Consider the following 16,405-nt stretch of genomic DNA (forward strand, 5'->3'; position numbering starts at 1 on the left):
GAGAACCACGCGGTCACGAGGTTCTCTTTTTTGCTTGCCCAATTCATTTCAACACCCTATCAATTACACTTGCTAAAACCGCACTGCGTACACTGCTTGCAGCCTTCTATATTAATAAGCGCTGCCGAACCGCAAGAGGGGCACAAATCTACGGAAGAAGTGTCTACAGAAGATTTGGAGATTGCCGTATAATCCGCAGACGCTGCTGCTTCTTCTCTTTGAACTATTTTCGCTGCAGTCTCCTGCTCCGTCCCATTCTCCATATGAATCTCAAGCGATTTTGCAACGGCATCCGCAATGGACTCCACTCGGTTGACTCCGAATCCGATCGCCCCCGATCCGCCAATCCCTTTCAAATGCTTGACGAGCAGCTTTACCTTGTTTCCATGATCGCCATAGCGCAGAAATAACGAACATACACGCCCTAATGCTTCAGCCATCGCAAACACATCCGAACCTGCCTTGCCTACATTCAAGAAAATTTCTGCTGGTGTGCCATTCAGATCATTTATCGTAATATAAGCCATGCCAAATGGTGTGTTCACCTTATAGGTCGCTCCCCGCAGCACCTGCGGTCTGCGTTTGTACTGCTTATCCAGCTCCTGCTCAGGTTGCACGGCTGTTCGGACAACGGCTTCCACCAAATCCGCGTCAAATGGTACTTCCGTTTTCTCTTCTTTAGACGACGTTGAGAGAACTTGAACATCACGACTGCCATCTCGGTAAATCGTCACGCCCTTGCAGCCGAGCTCAAAAGCAAGCTCATACAATCTGCCCGTTTCCTCCACTGTGAAATCTGCCGGGCAATTCGCCGTTTTGGAAATCGAGCTGTCCACCCAGCGCTGGATAGCCGCCTGTACCCGAATATGATCCTCAGCCGACAAGCTCATCGAGGTTACAAAATAATCTGGTAGCTCCTCCCCCGGATGAGACGCCTTCCAAGACGCTGCAATCGGAACATCTTGTTTGTCAAAACCGAGACGGCTCTGACGATAGTATTCGAAGGCAAAATAAGGCTCGATTCCCGTAGACGTCCCGACCATTGTTCCCGTGCTTCCTGTTGGCGCTTGTGTAATGACCGTCACATTTCGCATGCCGTTCAAAGCCACACTGTCGCCAATCTCCGGAAATTCGGCTATCAATTGCTTCATAAATCCGCTCTGTACATATTTATCAGCTTCAAACGCTTGGAATGAACCTTTCTCAGCAGCGATTTCCGATGACGCCAAATAAGACTCCCTAGCCATAAATCCATACAGCTTATCTAGAAAAACCAACGACTCTGCACTGCCATATCGGATACGCAGCTTAATCATAAGCTCAGCTAGTCCCATCGTTCCGAGCCCGATACGCCGCTCAAGCTTCTGATTGCGCTCATTTTCTTCAAAATGATAGGGTGTTTTGTCGATGACATTATCAAGAAACCTTACAGACCAGCGTGTAACTTTAGCAAGTTCATCCCAAGCAACGTCATGCTGCTCTTCATCATAAAACTTCGATAGGTTTACAGCTGACAAGTTACAGACGCCCCAGCCCGGCAAGCCTTGTTCACCGCAAGGGTTCGTACTAATAATGGGATTGAAATACCAGCTGTTCGACATTTGATTATAATACTCCATAAAGACAACGCCAGGCTCGGCTGACTTCCATGCGGATTCAATAATCGCTTGCCATATTTCACGAGCGCGCATCGTTTTGTAGGGGATAACCTTTTTGCCAAGCTTGCGCCATGCATCCAGATCGCCGGTCCATAGCTCGTTATACTCTATATCTTTGGTATCTGGAAATACGAGCTCCCATTCCAAATCTTCCTTTACAGCCCGCATAAAAGCATTGCTGATACAAACCGACAGATTGGCATTTGTCACTTGCCCCATCGTTTGTTTGACCGTAATAAACTCTAATACGTCCGGGTGCCAATCATTGATCATAAGCATCAAGGCGCCTCGGCGGCTGCCGCCCTGCTCAATAAGTCCCGTTGCATAGCTGAACAGCCCACCCCATGATACAGCGCCGCTCGATGAACCATTAACGCCTGCAACTATCGCTCTTCGAGGTCGCAGCGAAGATAAATTCATCCCAACGCCGCCGCCTCGCGCCATAATTTCAGTCATCTCCGTGAGCGTTGTCATGATGCCTCCGCGGCTATCCTTTGGCGAGGGGATGACATAACAATTAAATAGCGTCAGCTCTTCACTAGCTCCAGCCCCCGCTGCAATTCTCCCGCCCGGAACCAGCTTCCAATCATCTAATAAATATCTGAATTTGTCCCGCCATTCCTTTTGCTTCTCTGATCCATCTTCAACGGATGCCATCGCATCTGCAAGACGATCCCACATTTCCTCAGGCGTTTTCTCAATCGTAAGCGTAAGTTTCTCTGTTGTAGACTCCACAAGCTCGCCGTTTCTAAGCTTTACGGTAACCTGGCTGCCATCGCGGCCGATAACTTCTCCGACTTCCTTGACAGGGAATTTCGGATCATCCTTCGTTAGAACAAGCACGATATCGCCGATCGCCGTTTTACTCGTATCTGCATTTTTCCATGCATATCGATCCAAAAAGATTTTTTCACTAAGGCCCTCAAGCCGATTTCCACCAGACATCTCCATCGCAGCTGCTTCCTCCCTCATACTAACGTGCTGAAGGCATAGGTAAGATCAGATATGCTTTTAGCACAATATATTGTGTCATAAAACCATTATACTATACTACATATTGATTTTCATGCTCGTTTGTGGCGAAATTTAGCAAACCTGTCCGCTTACATGCCCACTCTCGTTATATTGCTAGTCCATCCTCTTTTTTAAGCAGCATCTTATTAATATTAGATGAAAAGGCAATACTAATAACAACTTATCCCTTTTACTGCGGAAGGAGCTGTACTAGATGACATTTCAGACGACGCCGCAGGCTGCCTCAGGTGAAGCAGGCACTGCCTTTACTTCTCGCAAGCTTCATCCTTTAGTTGAGCTGCAGCATGACCGCTCTTGGTTTGAAGAACTGCAAAACCGTTTAACAAAAGGCGGCCCATGGGATGATTGGACGTTATATCAGCTCGCTATGGAGGCCGAGCAAGCGAAACGAATTGAAAGCTTCGAAGAATTGTTATGCTTGCGATCTCTTCCAGCCTTCGAGCCAATGGCACATCAAATCAGCACAGCGCGCAAAGTGGTGCATGAGATGGGCGGCCGTGCGATTTTGGCCGATGAGGTTGGACTTGGCAAAACGATCGAAGCAGGACTCGTGCTCAAAGAATATATTGTGCGCGGTTTAGCTAAGCGTATTCTCATTCTTGTCCCCGCTTCCCTTGTTCTTCAATGGGTGCGTGAGCTTAATCAGAAATTCGGCATCTCTGCCGTAGCCCAGAAGAAGGAGCATACATGGGGTTATGATGTAGTTGTCGCTTCTATTGATACCGCTAAGCGTGATCCGCATCGCGAGATTGTGCTTGGAACAGATTATGACATCATCATCATCGATGAAGCACATAAGCTGAAAAACAAGAAAACGACGAACTATCAGTTTGCTAATCTTTTACGTAAAAAATATTGCTTGCTCCTTACGGCTACCCCAATCCAAAACGATATGGACGAGCTGTTCAATCTCATTACGCTTCTCAAGCCTGGTCAGCTGGGCGGTCAAAGTGAATTTGCAGCAAACTTTGTTGTCGACAAGCGGCTTCCGAAAAACGAAGATCAGCTGCAGGAAGCACTCTCCGGCGTCATGATTCGGAATCGGCGCGGGGACGGCGGCATTCATTTCACGAAACGTTTTGTCAAAAATATACCGCTTACTCTCTCAGAAGAAGAGAAAGCGCTATACGACGCGGTGACGGGCTTCGTTAAGGAACGGTATGAAGAAAGCGGCGGCGATTTATCGAGCATGCTCTCACTCGTTACCCTTCAGCGTGAAGTATGCAGCAGTCGCGATGCGGTTTTTCTAACGCTTGTTAATCTATTTAAGAAAACGTCCGAAGACTCCCCTATGCGTCCAAAAATATGGGAGCTTGTAGAGAAAATTCGTAATATCAAAGCCAATACCAAAGCAGAGAAAGCGATGGAGCTTGTCAAAGAAATGGACGACAAGGTTATCATTTTCACTGAATACAGGGCTACTCAGGAATATTTGCTGCAGTTTTTCCGCGCTCAAAATATGATTGCCGTCCCTTATCGCGGCGGTATGAACCGCGGCAAAAAGGATTGGATGATGGATTTATTCCGCGGGCGCGCGCAAATCCTCATCGCAACGGAAGCTGGCGGCGAAGGGATAAACCTGCAATTTTGCCACCACATGATTAATTTCGATCTGCCCTGGAATCCAATGAGAGTCGAACAACGCATTGGACGGGTGCATCGCCTTGGGCAAAAGGAAGACGTAAAAATCTACAATCTGTGCACAATCGGTACCATTGAAGAGCATATCGTCAACCTATTGCATGAAAAAATAAACCTGTTCGAGCTTGTTATTGGCGAGCTGGATCATATTTTGGAGCGCTTTGAGAAAGGGGATGGCTCGCTGGAGCAGCGGCTTGCTCGAATGCTGCTAGAATCGGGCAACGATACGGATTTAAAACAAAAAATCAATCATTTGGGCTCCTCCCTCAGCCGCATTCGCGAAGAGGTGCTGACAGGCGAAAACCCGCTGCCGACAAGTCCCGACCTGCTAGTGAATTTGGATACGCTTGGACAAACCGTGGAGGTGCAGCCTTGAACGAAAAACAGGTGCACAAATTTGTAAACCGCTATTTAGAAGCTACCGAATGCTCGATTTTAGAAAAGTCACCAAGCCATTTCACGGTGAAGCTCTCTCCTCACGCCGACCGTGAACTTACGAATCGTCCCTACTACTGGAGCTTCGTCGATCGTGTTGACGCAGAACCAGAGACGATGACATTCTTGTTTGTAACGGACAAGAACAAATATGACGCTGCCGAGGAGCTCAAAAAAATTGAAGTCGTGAACACCGAACAGGATGCTGCGCTGAACGTGCAAGATACAGCAGCGAATGCCGCTCTTGGGCGTTCGCTAGGCTTTATTCACGGCAGCTTAGCGGCACCCGTTCGCATTCCGCGTGAAGACTTGTTTTTTGGCGCACGCAAGCTCGAGCAAATATTTGATGCTGCAAAAGCTAAGGGCAGCTTCGTCCATTTGTTTCAGGAGCCAGACAAACGCTCGAACAATCCCTTTACCTCGACCCCTTACACCGCATGGCTGTCTGTCAATATGCGGGTAGAGTTCGCTTGTGATCGCAAGCGCGAAGAAATTCATAGCTACGGTGTCTCGCTCGCGACTGGCCAATGCGTGGAGCATTTCTACGATCGCTTGCTTACGCACAAGCTTACGCCTCGCCTGCCTGCAAATATTCACATCACCAAAAATGGCCTCTCCTTCAATAAAGCGCTTAGCATCATAGAGCAAACGCTGGAGCGCAAGCTTCGCAGCTATGATTACAGCTGGGCTGAGAGTGCATCAGCAAGGTTGAAGGAAGAGCTTGATCGAATTAACGGCTACTACGAGCCGCTTGTTAAGAATGCAATCGAAGAAAACAAACCAGCGATTGAGGAGCAATTCGCTCAGCGTCAATCCGAAATCAGATGGCAATATGAGCCTAGGGTGACTGCGTCCGCCATTAACTGCGGCATCTTTCATCTCGAGGGTATCGATTGACATGGATCTGACGTTATCCGCAGCAATACGTCAAAAAAAGGCGGTCACAAGGCCGCCCTTACGCGACAGGTTGCAACAGCCTTCTTAAAGCTTGTCCTATACAATGATATGGAGGTGATTAATTATGCCAAAAAAATTCATCAAGCTTACAGCGGCATGTGTTTTGACCGCTATTGTATTGTATGCAGGAGGATTGCAGCCACAAGCTGCTGCGGCCGTTTCTAATCCTACAACCGTTTATGAGCCTGTTCAGCAGCAAGCGCAGCGCTGGGTTGAAGAACTGGCTGTACAGCCTTCTTTTGCCGCATGGAAAAAGTCGACGCTTATTGTTTCTCCAATTGGTCCTGGAACGCATAGCTGGCTTGTGCTTGTCATGCAAAATAAAAATACTGTCGGTTATCTTGTCATTAATGCGGTGGAGTCAGGTGGATATCAGCTAGGTGAATACGGAACAAACAATCATCCATTATTCGATGAAAGCACCCTTTCTAGAGCGATTAAGCAGCTGGAGCTTTTAAAGCCTGCAAACCAAATCGAAAGAATATATGTTCACCCTCTCCTTGCCGCATGGAAAATAACGACAGAGAAAGAAACGTACTATGCAGATGCTGTCAGCGGTGAATCGCTCCCTGCCAAGAAGGAAGATTGGACAAATGCTGCCGCAACTAAGCTTGATAAAGCGGCTCCATTACTTAACACTCAGAAAGCAGTCCTTATTAAACAAGTCTCGCTGCCGTCATTTAATCCATTCGATAAGCTTCCCTGGCTAACGAATAAACCCATCACATTAAGCTCTAATTCTTACACACCTCTCTTTGCGAAAATAAACAACAAAGAACAGCTCCGCTTTACTGCTGAGCTGTTTGATGGCCAGATGTTATATGTCTGGTCTGTCGTCGGATATAACAAATGGGATAACGGTCAAATCTATGTCGCGCTTGAAGCAAGCGAGGATGGTTCTGATCGCCGCTATATTCCACTTCAGCTTTTAATCGAGCTTGGTCACTTTTACCGATGACGCTCAGCGCGTCCGCGCCACCATAACATTACACTCACTGGTCCCCATCCGAACCAACGCGTCAGCCAAGGCTCTCTCCGAGATTTGGCTAATACGTTGGTTTGTTTCCGTTCTTCTCTTGGTGTCTCCACATAATTTATAAATTTTTCGGTCATAAATTTTACGTATTCATCGCCTTTTGCCATGCTAATCAGTCCTTTCAATACCGTATGAATTAATAATTTAAGTTTGCCCCTTAACCATCCAATCTAAACATGCATGAGTTTCCCTCCAAACAGCCACGCTAACCGTATGTCAAAGAAATCTGGAGGAACAATCAGCATGTTTCGTAAAATGGCACTAACCTTTGTTGTAGTATGGCTGGCTGCTTCCAGCAGCTCATCCAGCGCTTTTGCATGGCCTCTTTTGCCGGTAGGCTACAATCAGGACTGGGCGCTTCCGTCAACTGTAGTCATCATCGATGCTGGACATGGCGGGATTGACGGGGGAGCCTCATCAGCTGATATTTTAGAAAAGGACATTAATTTAGCTGTTGCGCGAAAGCTGTATTTCATATTGCGAAGCCAAAACATACCGGCTGTACTCAATCGAACCGGCGACTATGCACTCAGTGACGATAATCGTTGGCATAATACACGTTCGAGACATCGTAAAGATTTATCGCAGCGCCGTCAACTAACCGATGAAATTGAAAGTGAACTGCTCATTAGTTTGCATGTCAATTGGTCAAAGAAAAGTATGCAGAAAGGCCCTCTGGTGCTGCATCAGAGCAGCGGTGAAAGCTCATTGCTTGCATTTTGCATACAAGATGCGCTTAATCGACAACAAAATACGGCTTTCCTCCCAAGGGAAGGAAAACCGTTTTATTTACTTAGAAGGGTGCAGGACCCTGCTGTAATTGTAGAAATGGGCTTTATAAGCAGCGAGCATGATCGTACAATGCTGACAGATCCGCAGCGTCAGCAAGAAGTTGCTGAAGCCATCGCCTCAGGGATTAGGCAATACAAGTGGATCGTTCATTGATTCACCGCCAATAAGCGCAGTCAGCTTCACGAATCTCACAGTAGGCTGCATCGCAGGTATGGACTGATGTAGAACCGAGGATGTGTATTTCCCAGGTGCTCCAACATGTCCGATCGTGATGCAGCTGTCATGTGACTCCAGATGCTTGCGCAGCACGCCGATTTGCTTGGATATATGTTGAACAGTATAAACGTCATCAAGAAATACATCATTGGAGACTGTCGGCACGCCCAGCTCTTTGGCTAATTTGGGAACAACCGTTTTGAAGGTGGTCCGGCTATCTAGAAAAAAGAGCCCCCGCTCCTTGCATACGCTGAGCACAATTCGCATCATTCGCTCATCTGCTGTCACCTTTGAGCCCATATGATTATTCATCCCAATGGCATGAGGCACATCGTCAATGGCATCCTCTACCCGTTTGCGCACCTCTGCATCGCTTAAATCAGTTGTGAGCGCTCCAGGGCCTAACCAGCTTTTTAGCCCTTTGTTCGGTTCCATCGGCATATGAACAATGACATCATGGCCAAGCCTATACGCTTCCTCTGCATCCTTCTTAGTCGTTGGCATAAAAGGCATAATCGCCGCTGTAATTTTGACTGGAAGCTTCATCATTTCCTCAGTTCCGCTCATGTTATTGCCAAAATCGTCAATTACGATTGCCACTGGCTTCCGTTCATCCACCTGCTCAGCCGCACTTATCCCTTTAGCTGAACTCTGAGCAGAAACATGATTATAGCTGAGCGGGCTAATAGCAGCTGAAAATGTACTCAACAACATGACTGCCGCAGCTGTCTTAGCAACCGATAACCATCTCATTTCACAAAATTTCTGTCTTTCTTTTTCTTCAATTACATTATGCTGTCTGCTCATTGCTGCACGCACCTTTCACCGTTTGCTGTTATTGTTTGTGAAAATGCTGGAAAATATGCGAATGCAGCATAATATCAGAAGAATAAACCTAACTTCTAAATATAAAAAAAGAGACCTGATTTAGGCCTCTCTTGTCATTGATTCCTATTTATAATTTATTCGAACTTAAATTTCTGTGAGCAATTTAGTTATATACAACTTGTTGTTTAAGCGTGAGCGACTGGATGTGGTGCAAATGTTACTTTTCCGCCTGCTAATGATGCCACTCTTGCCAATGAATGTACAAGATAACCATGCTCGATGAGCTTTTCACGTCCTGGCTGGAACGCCTTCTCGATCACGATACCGATTCCGGCTACCGAAGCACCCGCTTGCTCAACAATTCGAGCCAGACCAAGCGCTGCATCGCCGTTCGCTAGGAAGTCATCTATAATGAGGACACGATCTTCAGCTGCCAAAAACTTGCGTGAAACAGTAACTTCACTTTCCTCTTGCTTCGTAAAGGAATAGATTTTCTCGGTATAGAGATCATCTTTAAGTGTCAGCGACTTGCGTTTACGCGCAAATATTAACGGCACGTTCATTTGCAGAGCGGCCATAACCGCAGGTGCAATGCCTGAAGACTCCAGTGTGAGCACCTTCGTAATTCCTTGCGCCTCGAATAGGGAAGTGAACGTTTTACCTATGGCAAGCATAAGCTGCGGATCTACTTGATGGTTTAAGAATGAATCCACCTTCAATACATTGTCATTGAGGACGATTCCTTCTTGCATGATTTTTTGCTCTAACTGTTCCACAGCATTTTCCCCCATTTTTATAAAATATTGTTGACTATTCCAGCTTGCTCATGATACGATATTTCTTGTTAAAACATGTTTTGCGGTCGTGGCGGAATTGGCAGACGCGCTAGATTCAGGTTCTAGTGGTGTAACAGCCGTGGAGGTTCGAGTCCTCTCGACCGCATCCTTATTGGGTTTATAGACTATTTTAGACGATGTTTAATCTAGTGGTCAATATGAGACAACATTTTGTAAATTTAAACCACTTCGTTATCATGATACTTAATTCATGATAACGAAGTGGTTTTTTGTTGCGTAATTTTGCAATTCACCCATTTCAATTGAAAATAGATGTTCATAAAAGTCAGTTTTCATTAGCTATTCAATCGTTCATGTGGTGATTTGTTAAATGAGCAATCTCTATTACTCTCTCCATTGTAATTCCTTCTCTTTGTTCAACTGCAAGTGGATGATCAGTCTGTTCTAGTTCTATTAATGGAACAGCGCCTACTTCTTGTGTATGTACCATTGTTTTCAACGACAGTGTAGATATTGGATATATTGAAAGTTCCGTCGACAACCAGCCAAAATATGGTTGTTCGTTTTCTCTCCCTTGTACATTCAATAATTCATTGGATTTCAAAAAATTTTCGCCACTAAGTGAAACCCAAACACTCCATATAAATTTTTCATGACAATCAATAATTGGTATTTCAATGTGTCCCCTAATATAAAAAAATTGTTCATCAATTACGCAAAAATCTCTAATTAACTCTGTTCTTTGCTCTTCTGGCACCTTGTAAAAATAGTCTGGTGCTTCAATTCCGTAACATAAAGGGACTTCACTTAATTCGTTGTTGCAATGAGGGCATTTCATCGTTTCTACTCCTGCCTGTTTTCTAATATTTTTATAACCACCAAATTATGTTAATTCTTAAAGCACTTTACTTCTATATTCTACCGTATATAATTGCATTTTCTCAATAATAATCCGTTCTATTGTACCATATTGCATTTCATTATTCAGATATAAAAACTACTAGGTCAACAACGGTTGAACGAAATTAAATGTTGTATATTAATTCATTTAAATGCATAATAATTCCCAAGAATAAACTAATAACTGGAGGCATTATGCTACGAACATATCGTGTGAGTCGGATAATATAGAAGATTATTTGGAGGAAACAGAAGACATCGATTTCAGTCACCCGACAATCAACAATTTATCAGATGGATTATTTTCTAGATCTTCTAACGAAGTCGATTTTATAAAAAATGCATACGAATTTGTTCGAAATCAAATAGCGCACTCTTGGGACATTCAAAGCAATCAGATAACATGTAGCGCTTCAGATGTCCTATTTTATAAAGAAGGTATTTGCTACGCCAAATCAAATTTATTATCTGCACTGTTAAGAAGCAAAGGGATTCCAACAGGATTTTGTTATCAACGACTTACAATTGGGGATACACCCGACACAGGATACTGCATTCATGCTCTTAATGCCGCTTATATCAACAGCCTGACTCTAAAACGATTCAAGTACTTAAACAATGTACAAACGCTATTCATATGTATTTGAATGGATTGCCTTCTGAGCTTTAGATTCATTTCGAGGCACTTTTCAGCATCCATAAGTATTGTTTAATAATCGTCGGGTGGAGCACTTAGTCTTGTATCCGGTCTAAAATATTTAATATAGTGGTCGTAAAGCGCCGTTTCTTCAAACCCAAGGCTTTCATATAATGTTTTCGCAAAATTACCTTTTGCAACGTCAAGGATTACCTTTTCTTCACCTCTGCTGATGATTTCATTAACCAGGTATTTCACAAAAAGTCTTCCATAACCACGTGATTGATGTTCTATGGAAATAGCAACGGTACATATTTTATTTCCTTCAATTTTTCCTATTGCTACTATAGTATTATCAACTATCATTACAAACATATTATTTTTATTTTGGGCAAACTGCTCGCGTTCCCATTCCACAGGTTTATAAAAAAACGAAGGATACAATCCTATACGCTGTCGCATATGATAGAAAGCTAATTCGCAAATTCTATCCCATTCAAAATAATCTTTCTCTTCATAATTTCTAACTATGATGTTGTCTGAAGGGAATGATTCACCCTTACGCTCCATAATGTATGAGGATATATATAATCTGTATCCATTATTGTCCAAAAGACTAATTAAATCAGTGTCAAGATGAGAACACGTAAATAGGGTATGCTCTACTTTTTCATTTGGAATAAGCATTTTTTCATATTCTTGTATTAGCATTGAGCCGACATCCGCTGCTTCATACTCTTTGTTCACATATAATATGGCCTGAGGTTTTCTGCCGAAACCATTAAATGAAAGAAACCCAATGGTTGTAGTATTATTGAGTGCAACCAAAATATTATCTTTGTTTCCTTTTTCATCATTATAAAATATATTCAATAGATGATTGTAGTTAAGCAGCATACGTTCGATTTGAGCTTTATCTCTTTGAGGATCATATTTTTGTATAATAATCTGGTTCAATTCTTACACCTCGATTCTGTTTTAGTATTAAAAAAATAATTTATTTATGCTGTCATTGATTTTCTTATCTACATTCTCTCTATCAGCACTGCCTTGATCATAGGCTTTATTTAATTCTTCAGCAATTTTCTCAGCAAAAATTTTATCCGTCATTCCTTTTATGATCTCTTTTCGGCCAGCTACAATATCCCATTTCTGTTCTATCGCATTCAGTTTAACTTCATAACGCATCGAATAATCTCCTCCATATCTAGCTGTTTTTATAAGATAAAATGATTACCCTTTTCTCCCAGTATACAATAAACCCAACACCTTGGCGGTATTGGGTTTATTGTATTTGTATCGCTTTCAAATTGTAGCAACCCCATCATTTCAAATAAGGATTATTTGCAATCAACTTCACCGTTCGCTCTGCCAAATGAGATAGAGGCACGATTCCGAAGCCATCTACGCCGGAACGAATTTTATCGTTTAACGGCTTCACCCATTTCTCGGGTAGTTGGCTCGCACCTTTTTGCATACCTACAATAGAACCTGCGGTAGCCGCATTGCAATCAGTATCAAAGCCCGAAATAATTGCTAGACCTATTGTTGCTTCCAGGTCACCTTCACCATACAGCAGAGACGCCGCCACAATCATCGCATTAGAGATCGTATGGCACCAATGATGTGCATTGCTTTCATCATATTTATGGTGGATACGCTCTACTACTGAATCAAAGGCCACCTGCTCCTCGTACCAGCGTAACACCGTCCGAATATCGTCAGCAAGCCGGCAATTGGCAGGAATTTGACCGAGACCGGCTCTGATCACATCCTGCCTGTTGTCCGTCACGGCAGCCATGGCCAGCATAGCTGCTGTCCACATAGCGCCGTAGATACCATTTTTTACATGTGAGATCGAAGCGTCTCTCCAAGCCATTTCAGCGGCTTTCGCTGGATTCCCAGGATTAATGTAGCCATACAAATCAACTCGAATTTGAGCGCCAATCCACTCTCTATAGACATTGCGATATGTAGCTGAGAGTGGTGGATCTAAGCGATTAACGAGATTCCGGTATGCAATGCGTTCTGCAGTACAGGTGCGCAGCAAAGGCAACAGGTTAAGCCATGTTTCTGCTACATCGTCGGGAGAGAAGTCATAGCCGAATTTTTCTAATACAGCAAGGCTGATGATCGTATAGTTCATATCGTCGTCCTCGACCATATGCTTCACATTATTAATCCAGCTTACGAGCTCGTTTCCATACGACCCGCCCTCGTTGATGACGCCGTACTTCTCCGCAATTTCCGGATCCATTTCGGATGAAATATAATAATGAACTGGAAGATTGTTTGTTTCCTTTAACAAGCCTGTAATACGTTCCTTTCTCCACCCTTCGATCGGCTGCCCCAATAAGCAGCCTGCGGATCGACCGAGCCATGCACCATACATTTTATCCGCTAAATCTTCATATAGAGCAGGTTGATTCACCGGGAATTCGGCAACTGGTCGTTCCGCTACGATTTCCGGCTGGTTAGAGGGCTCAACAAACGGGAAGTCAGCTCTTAAAGGCAGCTCTCCCATTTCGTCTATATAAGCCGCAGCCATTTGTTCACGTTGCGGGTCATTCCACGGCATGGAAGCCAGCTTCTCATACGTAGCAGCCAATTCTGCGCTGATCTGTTTCCCCTCGTCCATTGCCTGCTGCCTTTCAATTTCAACATGATGGCTGTATTGCAAGTAATACTGCTCGGAGGCTTTCATGAACGGCATTCACTCCTTTCAGGAACCGTATTATAGCTGCAAAAGCATACCGTCAAAAGCTGCTATGATATCCTCTTGATCAAAAAACTGCGTAAGATCATCGTGCAGCAGTCCTATATTGTGAGAGAAATGTGTGACCACAACCTTGCTTTCCCGGCTGAATATCCCATTGCTGCGTAACCGATTCCTAATATCAAGAACGGCTGCGATGTTGAGATGGCCGCCTGTAAACGGCAGATGGCCGTTCGTACAATCCAATATGGCGAGGTCCAATTTCGTCTGTTCCAGCCATCGCCAAGTTTCTTCAGGAAGAAGCCCGGTATCGTGTCCATAAAAGATGCGCTTTCCATCCTTTTCGATTAGAAAGAGCAAACAGGTTTCATCGGGATCATGATTAGCCGGCAGCGCCGTCACCTTGGCATCTCCGGTATCGACGGTTTCGAACGGATCTATTTTTCGCAGCACCAACCGCTCCGCATCTGGTCTGCCAACAGCATCCCGGCATTTGCGAATGACTGCATCGTGGCCGTAAACATGCAACGGCGCATCCAATCCATGAGCATAAACAGGCATCCGCAGCTCCAAATCCTCTGCACGAAGATGATCCAGATGCGTGTGCGTGATGAACAAATCCTTCACAAGACCGAGATCGATGCCGCCCGTCAAAACATGATGAAGCGTATCTGGCGGAAAATCAACCTTCAACACGCCATCAATAAGGACGGAGCTCCGTGTTCTCACATTTTTACCGCCAAGCTCTCTTGCCTTCAAGCAGTGCACACAACGACAAAACATCGCAGGAAAACCTTCCGCAGCAGCAGTGCCAAGAAAATGCACCTTCACGATATATCTCCTTCCAAATCGTTCTTAAGTTTTGGTCGTAGACACAGAATCAACTAACTATCCTTTATCATTTAATGCTTTCTTAAAGGCCTGCCACTATTCGTGTTACATGATTAACCGCTTCAATAGAGCCAAGCTTAGGCTCCTCTTCGCCTTCAAACTCTACGGTAAGCCACCCGTCAAAACCTGATTTTTTCAGCTCGCCGAAAATATACTTCAAATCGACAGCGCCTTCTCCAGCAATTTTCCCTAAAAACAGTTCCCCCGTTAAAGCCCGAGTGACGCCGCCAGCCGTACCTTCCGGCACTGGTAAAAAGTCCTTAACATGCACATGACCAACATATCCATTCAGCTCATCAATCGCATCGCTAGAGCTTTGGCCAACGAGCAGAAAATTTCCGGTATCAAATGTGCTTCGCAGCGCATGAGAATTAACCTGTTGGATAATAGCCATAACCTGGTCGCTGCGTCCTGCAAATAACCCGTGATTTTCTAGGCATAGTGTTACACCCTTCTGTTCGGCATAATCAGCCGCTGCACGAAGTCCATCAATTACGAATTGCATTCCCTGCTCAAACGATATGGAGTCATTGGGTAAATCCCCTGAGAATACACGAACGACCTTGGCTCCAAAATGAACAGCCGCGTCGACAGCATCCGTTACTTCCTTTAATTGTGCTTGCCTTTGTGAATCATCTGCTACCACAAAGTTGTTGCACGCGCTGAAGCACGCAACCTGCAAACCATATTTACGAAGCGCTTCATCAATTAATGGGATATCCTTCTCCTTATCCTTCCAAAAACAACTGAGCAGCTCCACTCCCTTAACCCCTGTCTCGGAGGCAAATGCTAGAAAATCAACGGTATCCCATTTTCCCTCATACCAATATTTATGCACGCTCCACATACTCAAGCTAACGTTCAAACCAATCACGCTCCTCATGGAAAATAGAAGTGCCAAATCAAACTTGATAGTCAGCTGAACGATATATCGCTTCAGTCAATTGAATAACCCTCCTAGCATATTCTCCCGACACCAATATTTCATGTTCTCCTCTAATCGCATCAATGAAGCTTTTATCCTGATTGGTGCTTTGAGCTGGCAGCTGAACTGGCAGAACGCCATCCATATAGGTTGAAATTTCAATTCTGCCATTCTCGAGATAGATCACGCCTAAATCTCCGCAGAAGGAATAAAACTCCTTATAGCCCGGTACATAACCAATAATGTTCAGCGCAGCAATGGCACCCTCTTCAAAGGTGATGCTCGAAAAAGAATCGATTTCCACCGGTGCACCGTGGCTGCTTAGCGTCGACTTCACCTCAAGCGGCGTAAGGCCTGTTGTCCATAACAGAACGTCAATAATATGGCTGCCTGAATCCATTAGCATACCGCCTCCAGAAAGCGCAGCATTTTGTCGCCATGTGCCTGTTTGGCTGCGTTTCCAATCCTGATAGAGCGTTGCGTTAATCGAGCTTAGCTTGCCAATTACGCCATCTGCTATCGCTTGGCGAATAAAGATGAACTCCGGTTGGAAATGTCTTTGGTAGGAAACCTGAAGCAGCCTCGAATTTGCCTCTGCAGCATTTATTAATTGCTCAGCTTCTTGGGAGGTGCAGGTCATCGGCTTCTCAATCAAGACATGGCAGCCTGCGTTCAATACATCAAGCGCTTGGGCAAAATGCAAAGTATGCGGTGAGCATATAATAACAGCATCCAAGCCGCCTTCTTCGAGCATTTCTTTATGGCCTGCGTATCGACGGGTATTGGTCAAATGGAATGTTGATAGAAACTGCAGAGCAGACTGTTCATTTGGGTCTGCCACTGCAACGATTTCCACGCCTTCCAGCGCTTGCATCTGACCAGCATGAAGCTGCGCGATACCGCCAGTACCTATAAAACCAATATGAATATTTTGCATATAA

Annotated in this window: 15 protein-coding genes, 1 tRNA gene and 1 pseudogene; 6 read left to right on the forward strand and 11 right to left on the reverse strand. The window is 44.6% G+C overall.

The window, feature by feature from the left end; all coding sequences use genetic code 11:
• Nucleotides 1-59 precede the first annotated feature (59 nt).
• The gene (locus AB4Z45_RS13285) at nucleotides 60-2,609 is read right to left on the reverse strand and encodes an adenosylcobalamin-dependent ribonucleoside-diphosphate reductase (protein ID WP_441909779.1); all 2,550 of its coding nucleotides are present in this window, start codon (nucleotides 2,607-2,609) and stop codon (nucleotides 60-62) included.
• Nucleotides 2,610-2,886: 277 nt separating this feature from the next.
• Here AB4Z45_RS13285 and AB4Z45_RS13290 point away from each other — a divergent pair, with 277 nt between their 5' ends.
• The 3 genes from AB4Z45_RS13290 (at nucleotide 2,887) to AB4Z45_RS13300 (ending at nucleotide 6,684) form a co-directional block, all read left to right on the forward strand.
• A complete protein-coding gene (locus AB4Z45_RS13290) occupies nucleotides 2,887-4,710 on the forward strand; it encodes a DEAD/DEAH box helicase (protein ID WP_441909781.1) in 1,824 nt (607 codons plus the stop codon).
• Entirely contained in the window at nucleotides 4,707-5,666 is a 960-nt protein-coding gene (locus AB4Z45_RS13295) for a YqhG family protein (RefSeq protein ID WP_441909783.1), read from the forward strand. Before AB4Z45_RS13290 ends, AB4Z45_RS13295 begins: the two co-directional genes overlap by 4 nt.
• Before the next feature lie 124 nt (nucleotides 5,667-5,790).
• Nucleotides 5,791-6,684 carry a hypothetical protein gene (locus AB4Z45_RS13300; RefSeq protein ID WP_441909785.1) on the forward strand — a complete coding sequence of 298 codons (894 nt, stop codon included), beginning with the start codon at nucleotides 5,791-5,793 and terminating at the stop codon, nucleotides 6,682-6,684.
• On the opposite strand, the gene AB4Z45_RS13305 is transcribed toward AB4Z45_RS13300, so the two are convergent.
• Complete coding sequence (locus AB4Z45_RS13305) at nucleotides 6,675-6,869, reverse strand: YqzE family protein (protein ID WP_441909786.1); 195 nt, start codon at nucleotides 6,867-6,869, stop codon at nucleotides 6,675-6,677. The two genes, AB4Z45_RS13300 and AB4Z45_RS13305, sit on opposite strands and share 10 nt — an antisense overlap.
• Nucleotides 6,870-7,005: 136 nt before the next feature.
• Between AB4Z45_RS13305 and AB4Z45_RS13310 the strand changes: the two genes are divergently transcribed.
• Nucleotides 7,006-7,707: an N-acetylmuramoyl-L-alanine amidase family protein gene (locus AB4Z45_RS13310; RefSeq protein WP_441909787.1), complete on the forward strand. Its 702-nt coding sequence runs from the start codon at nucleotides 7,006-7,008 to the stop codon at nucleotides 7,705-7,707.
• On the opposite strand, the gene AB4Z45_RS13315 is transcribed toward AB4Z45_RS13310, so the two are convergent.
• On the reverse strand, nucleotides 7,672-8,577 hold the full coding sequence (locus AB4Z45_RS13315; protein ID WP_441909788.1) for a divergent polysaccharide deacetylase family protein: 906 nt from the start codon (nucleotides 8,575-8,577) through the stop codon (nucleotides 7,672-7,674). The genes AB4Z45_RS13310 and AB4Z45_RS13315 overlap by 36 nt on opposite strands.
• Before the next feature lie 206 nt (nucleotides 8,578-8,783).
• The gene (locus AB4Z45_RS13320) at nucleotides 8,784-9,374 is read right to left on the reverse strand and encodes a xanthine phosphoribosyltransferase (RefSeq protein ID WP_441882835.1); all 591 of its coding nucleotides are present in this window, start codon (nucleotides 9,372-9,374) and stop codon (nucleotides 8,784-8,786) included.
• An 82-nt stretch (nucleotides 9,375-9,456) separates the two neighbouring features.
• Between AB4Z45_RS13320 and AB4Z45_RS13325 the strand changes: the two genes are divergently transcribed.
• Nucleotides 9,457-9,540: transfer RNA gene (locus AB4Z45_RS13325), tRNA-Leu, on the forward strand.
• Nucleotides 9,541-9,738: 198 nt separating this feature from the next.
• Here AB4Z45_RS13325 and AB4Z45_RS13330 read toward each other — a convergent pair.
• Nucleotides 9,739-10,233 (reverse strand): DUF2199 domain-containing protein, encoded by a 495-nt coding sequence (locus AB4Z45_RS13330; RefSeq protein WP_441909789.1) that lies wholly within the window; start codon nucleotides 10,231-10,233, stop codon nucleotides 9,739-9,741.
• 268 nt (nucleotides 10,234-10,501) lie between these two features.
• Between AB4Z45_RS13330 and AB4Z45_RS13335 the strand changes: the two are divergent.
• Nucleotides 10,502-10,885 (forward strand): annotated as a pseudogene (locus AB4Z45_RS13335) (transglutaminase-like domain-containing protein); the annotation flags it as partial.
• A 119-nt stretch (nucleotides 10,886-11,004) separates the two neighbouring features.
• Here the strand turns inward: AB4Z45_RS13335 and AB4Z45_RS13340 are convergent.
• The 6 genes from AB4Z45_RS13340 to AB4Z45_RS13365 form a co-directional block, all read right to left on the reverse strand.
• On the reverse strand, nucleotides 11,005-11,889 hold the full coding sequence (locus AB4Z45_RS13340) for a GNAT family N-acetyltransferase (protein ID WP_441909790.1): 885 nt from the start codon (nucleotides 11,887-11,889) through the stop codon (nucleotides 11,005-11,007).
• 27 nt (nucleotides 11,890-11,916) lie between these two features.
• On the reverse strand, nucleotides 11,917-12,120 hold the full coding sequence (locus tag AB4Z45_RS13345) for a hypothetical protein (protein WP_441909791.1): 204 nt from the start codon (nucleotides 12,118-12,120) through the stop codon (nucleotides 11,917-11,919).
• 136 nt (nucleotides 12,121-12,256) lie between these two features.
• The gene (locus AB4Z45_RS13350; RefSeq protein WP_441909792.1) at nucleotides 12,257-13,636 is read right to left on the reverse strand and encodes an ADP-ribosylglycohydrolase family protein; all 1,380 of its coding nucleotides are present in this window, start codon (nucleotides 13,634-13,636) and stop codon (nucleotides 12,257-12,259) included.
• 30 nt (nucleotides 13,637-13,666) lie between these two features.
• Nucleotides 13,667-14,479, reverse strand: a complete 813-nt coding sequence (locus tag AB4Z45_RS13355; protein WP_441909794.1) for an MBL fold metallo-hydrolase — start codon at nucleotides 14,477-14,479, stop codon at nucleotides 13,667-13,669.
• A gap of 82 nt (nucleotides 14,480-14,561) precedes the next feature.
• A complete protein-coding gene (locus tag AB4Z45_RS13360; protein WP_441909795.1) occupies nucleotides 14,562-15,404 on the reverse strand; it encodes a sugar phosphate isomerase/epimerase family protein in 843 nt (280 codons plus the stop codon).
• 37 nt (nucleotides 15,405-15,441) lie between these two features.
• Nucleotides 15,442-16,401 (reverse strand): Gfo/Idh/MocA family protein, encoded by a 960-nt coding sequence (locus AB4Z45_RS13365; RefSeq protein ID WP_441909796.1) that lies wholly within the window; start codon nucleotides 16,399-16,401, stop codon nucleotides 15,442-15,444.
• Nucleotides 16,402-16,405: the final 4 nt, after the last annotated feature.

The organism is Paenibacillus sp. MCAF9 (assembly GCF_052114265.1).
In the GTDB taxonomy this organism is placed as follows: domain Bacteria; phylum Bacillota; class Bacilli; order Paenibacillales; family Paenibacillaceae; genus Pristimantibacillus.

Bases quoted from the DNA above. Each gene is read 5' to 3' on its own strand.
- AB4Z45_RS13315 (WP_441909788.1), bottom strand. From the start codon at position 8,577: ATGAGCAGACAGCATAATGTAATTGAAGAAAAAGAAAGACAGAAATTT.
- AB4Z45_RS13285 (WP_441909779.1), bottom strand. From the start codon at position 2,609: ATGGAGATGTCTGGTGGAAATCGGCTTGAGGGCCTTAGTGAAAAAATC.
- AB4Z45_RS13300 (WP_441909785.1), top strand. From the start codon at position 5,791: ATGCCAAAAAAATTCATCAAGCTTACAGCGGCATGTGTTTTGACCGCT.
- AB4Z45_RS13305 (WP_441909786.1), bottom strand. From the start codon at position 6,869: ATGGCAAAAGGCGATGAATACGTAAAATTTATGACCGAAAAATTTATA.
- AB4Z45_RS13365 (WP_441909796.1), bottom strand. From the start codon at position 16,401: ATGCAAAATATTCATATTGGTTTTATAGGTACTGGCGGTATCGCGCAG.
- AB4Z45_RS13290 (WP_441909781.1), top strand. From the start codon at position 2,887: ATGACATTTCAGACGACGCCGCAGGCTGCCTCAGGTGAAGCAGGCACT.
- AB4Z45_RS13350 (WP_441909792.1), bottom strand. From the start codon at position 13,636: ATGAAAGCCTCCGAGCAGTATTACTTGCAATACAGCCATCATGTTGAA.
- AB4Z45_RS13330 (WP_441909789.1), bottom strand. From the start codon at position 10,233: ATGAAATGCCCTCATTGCAACAACGAATTAAGTGAAGTCCCTTTATGT.
- AB4Z45_RS13310 (WP_441909787.1), top strand. From the start codon at position 7,006: ATGTTTCGTAAAATGGCACTAACCTTTGTTGTAGTATGGCTGGCTGCT.
- AB4Z45_RS13345 (WP_441909791.1), bottom strand. From the start codon at position 12,120: ATGCGTTATGAAGTTAAACTGAATGCGATAGAACAGAAATGGGATATT.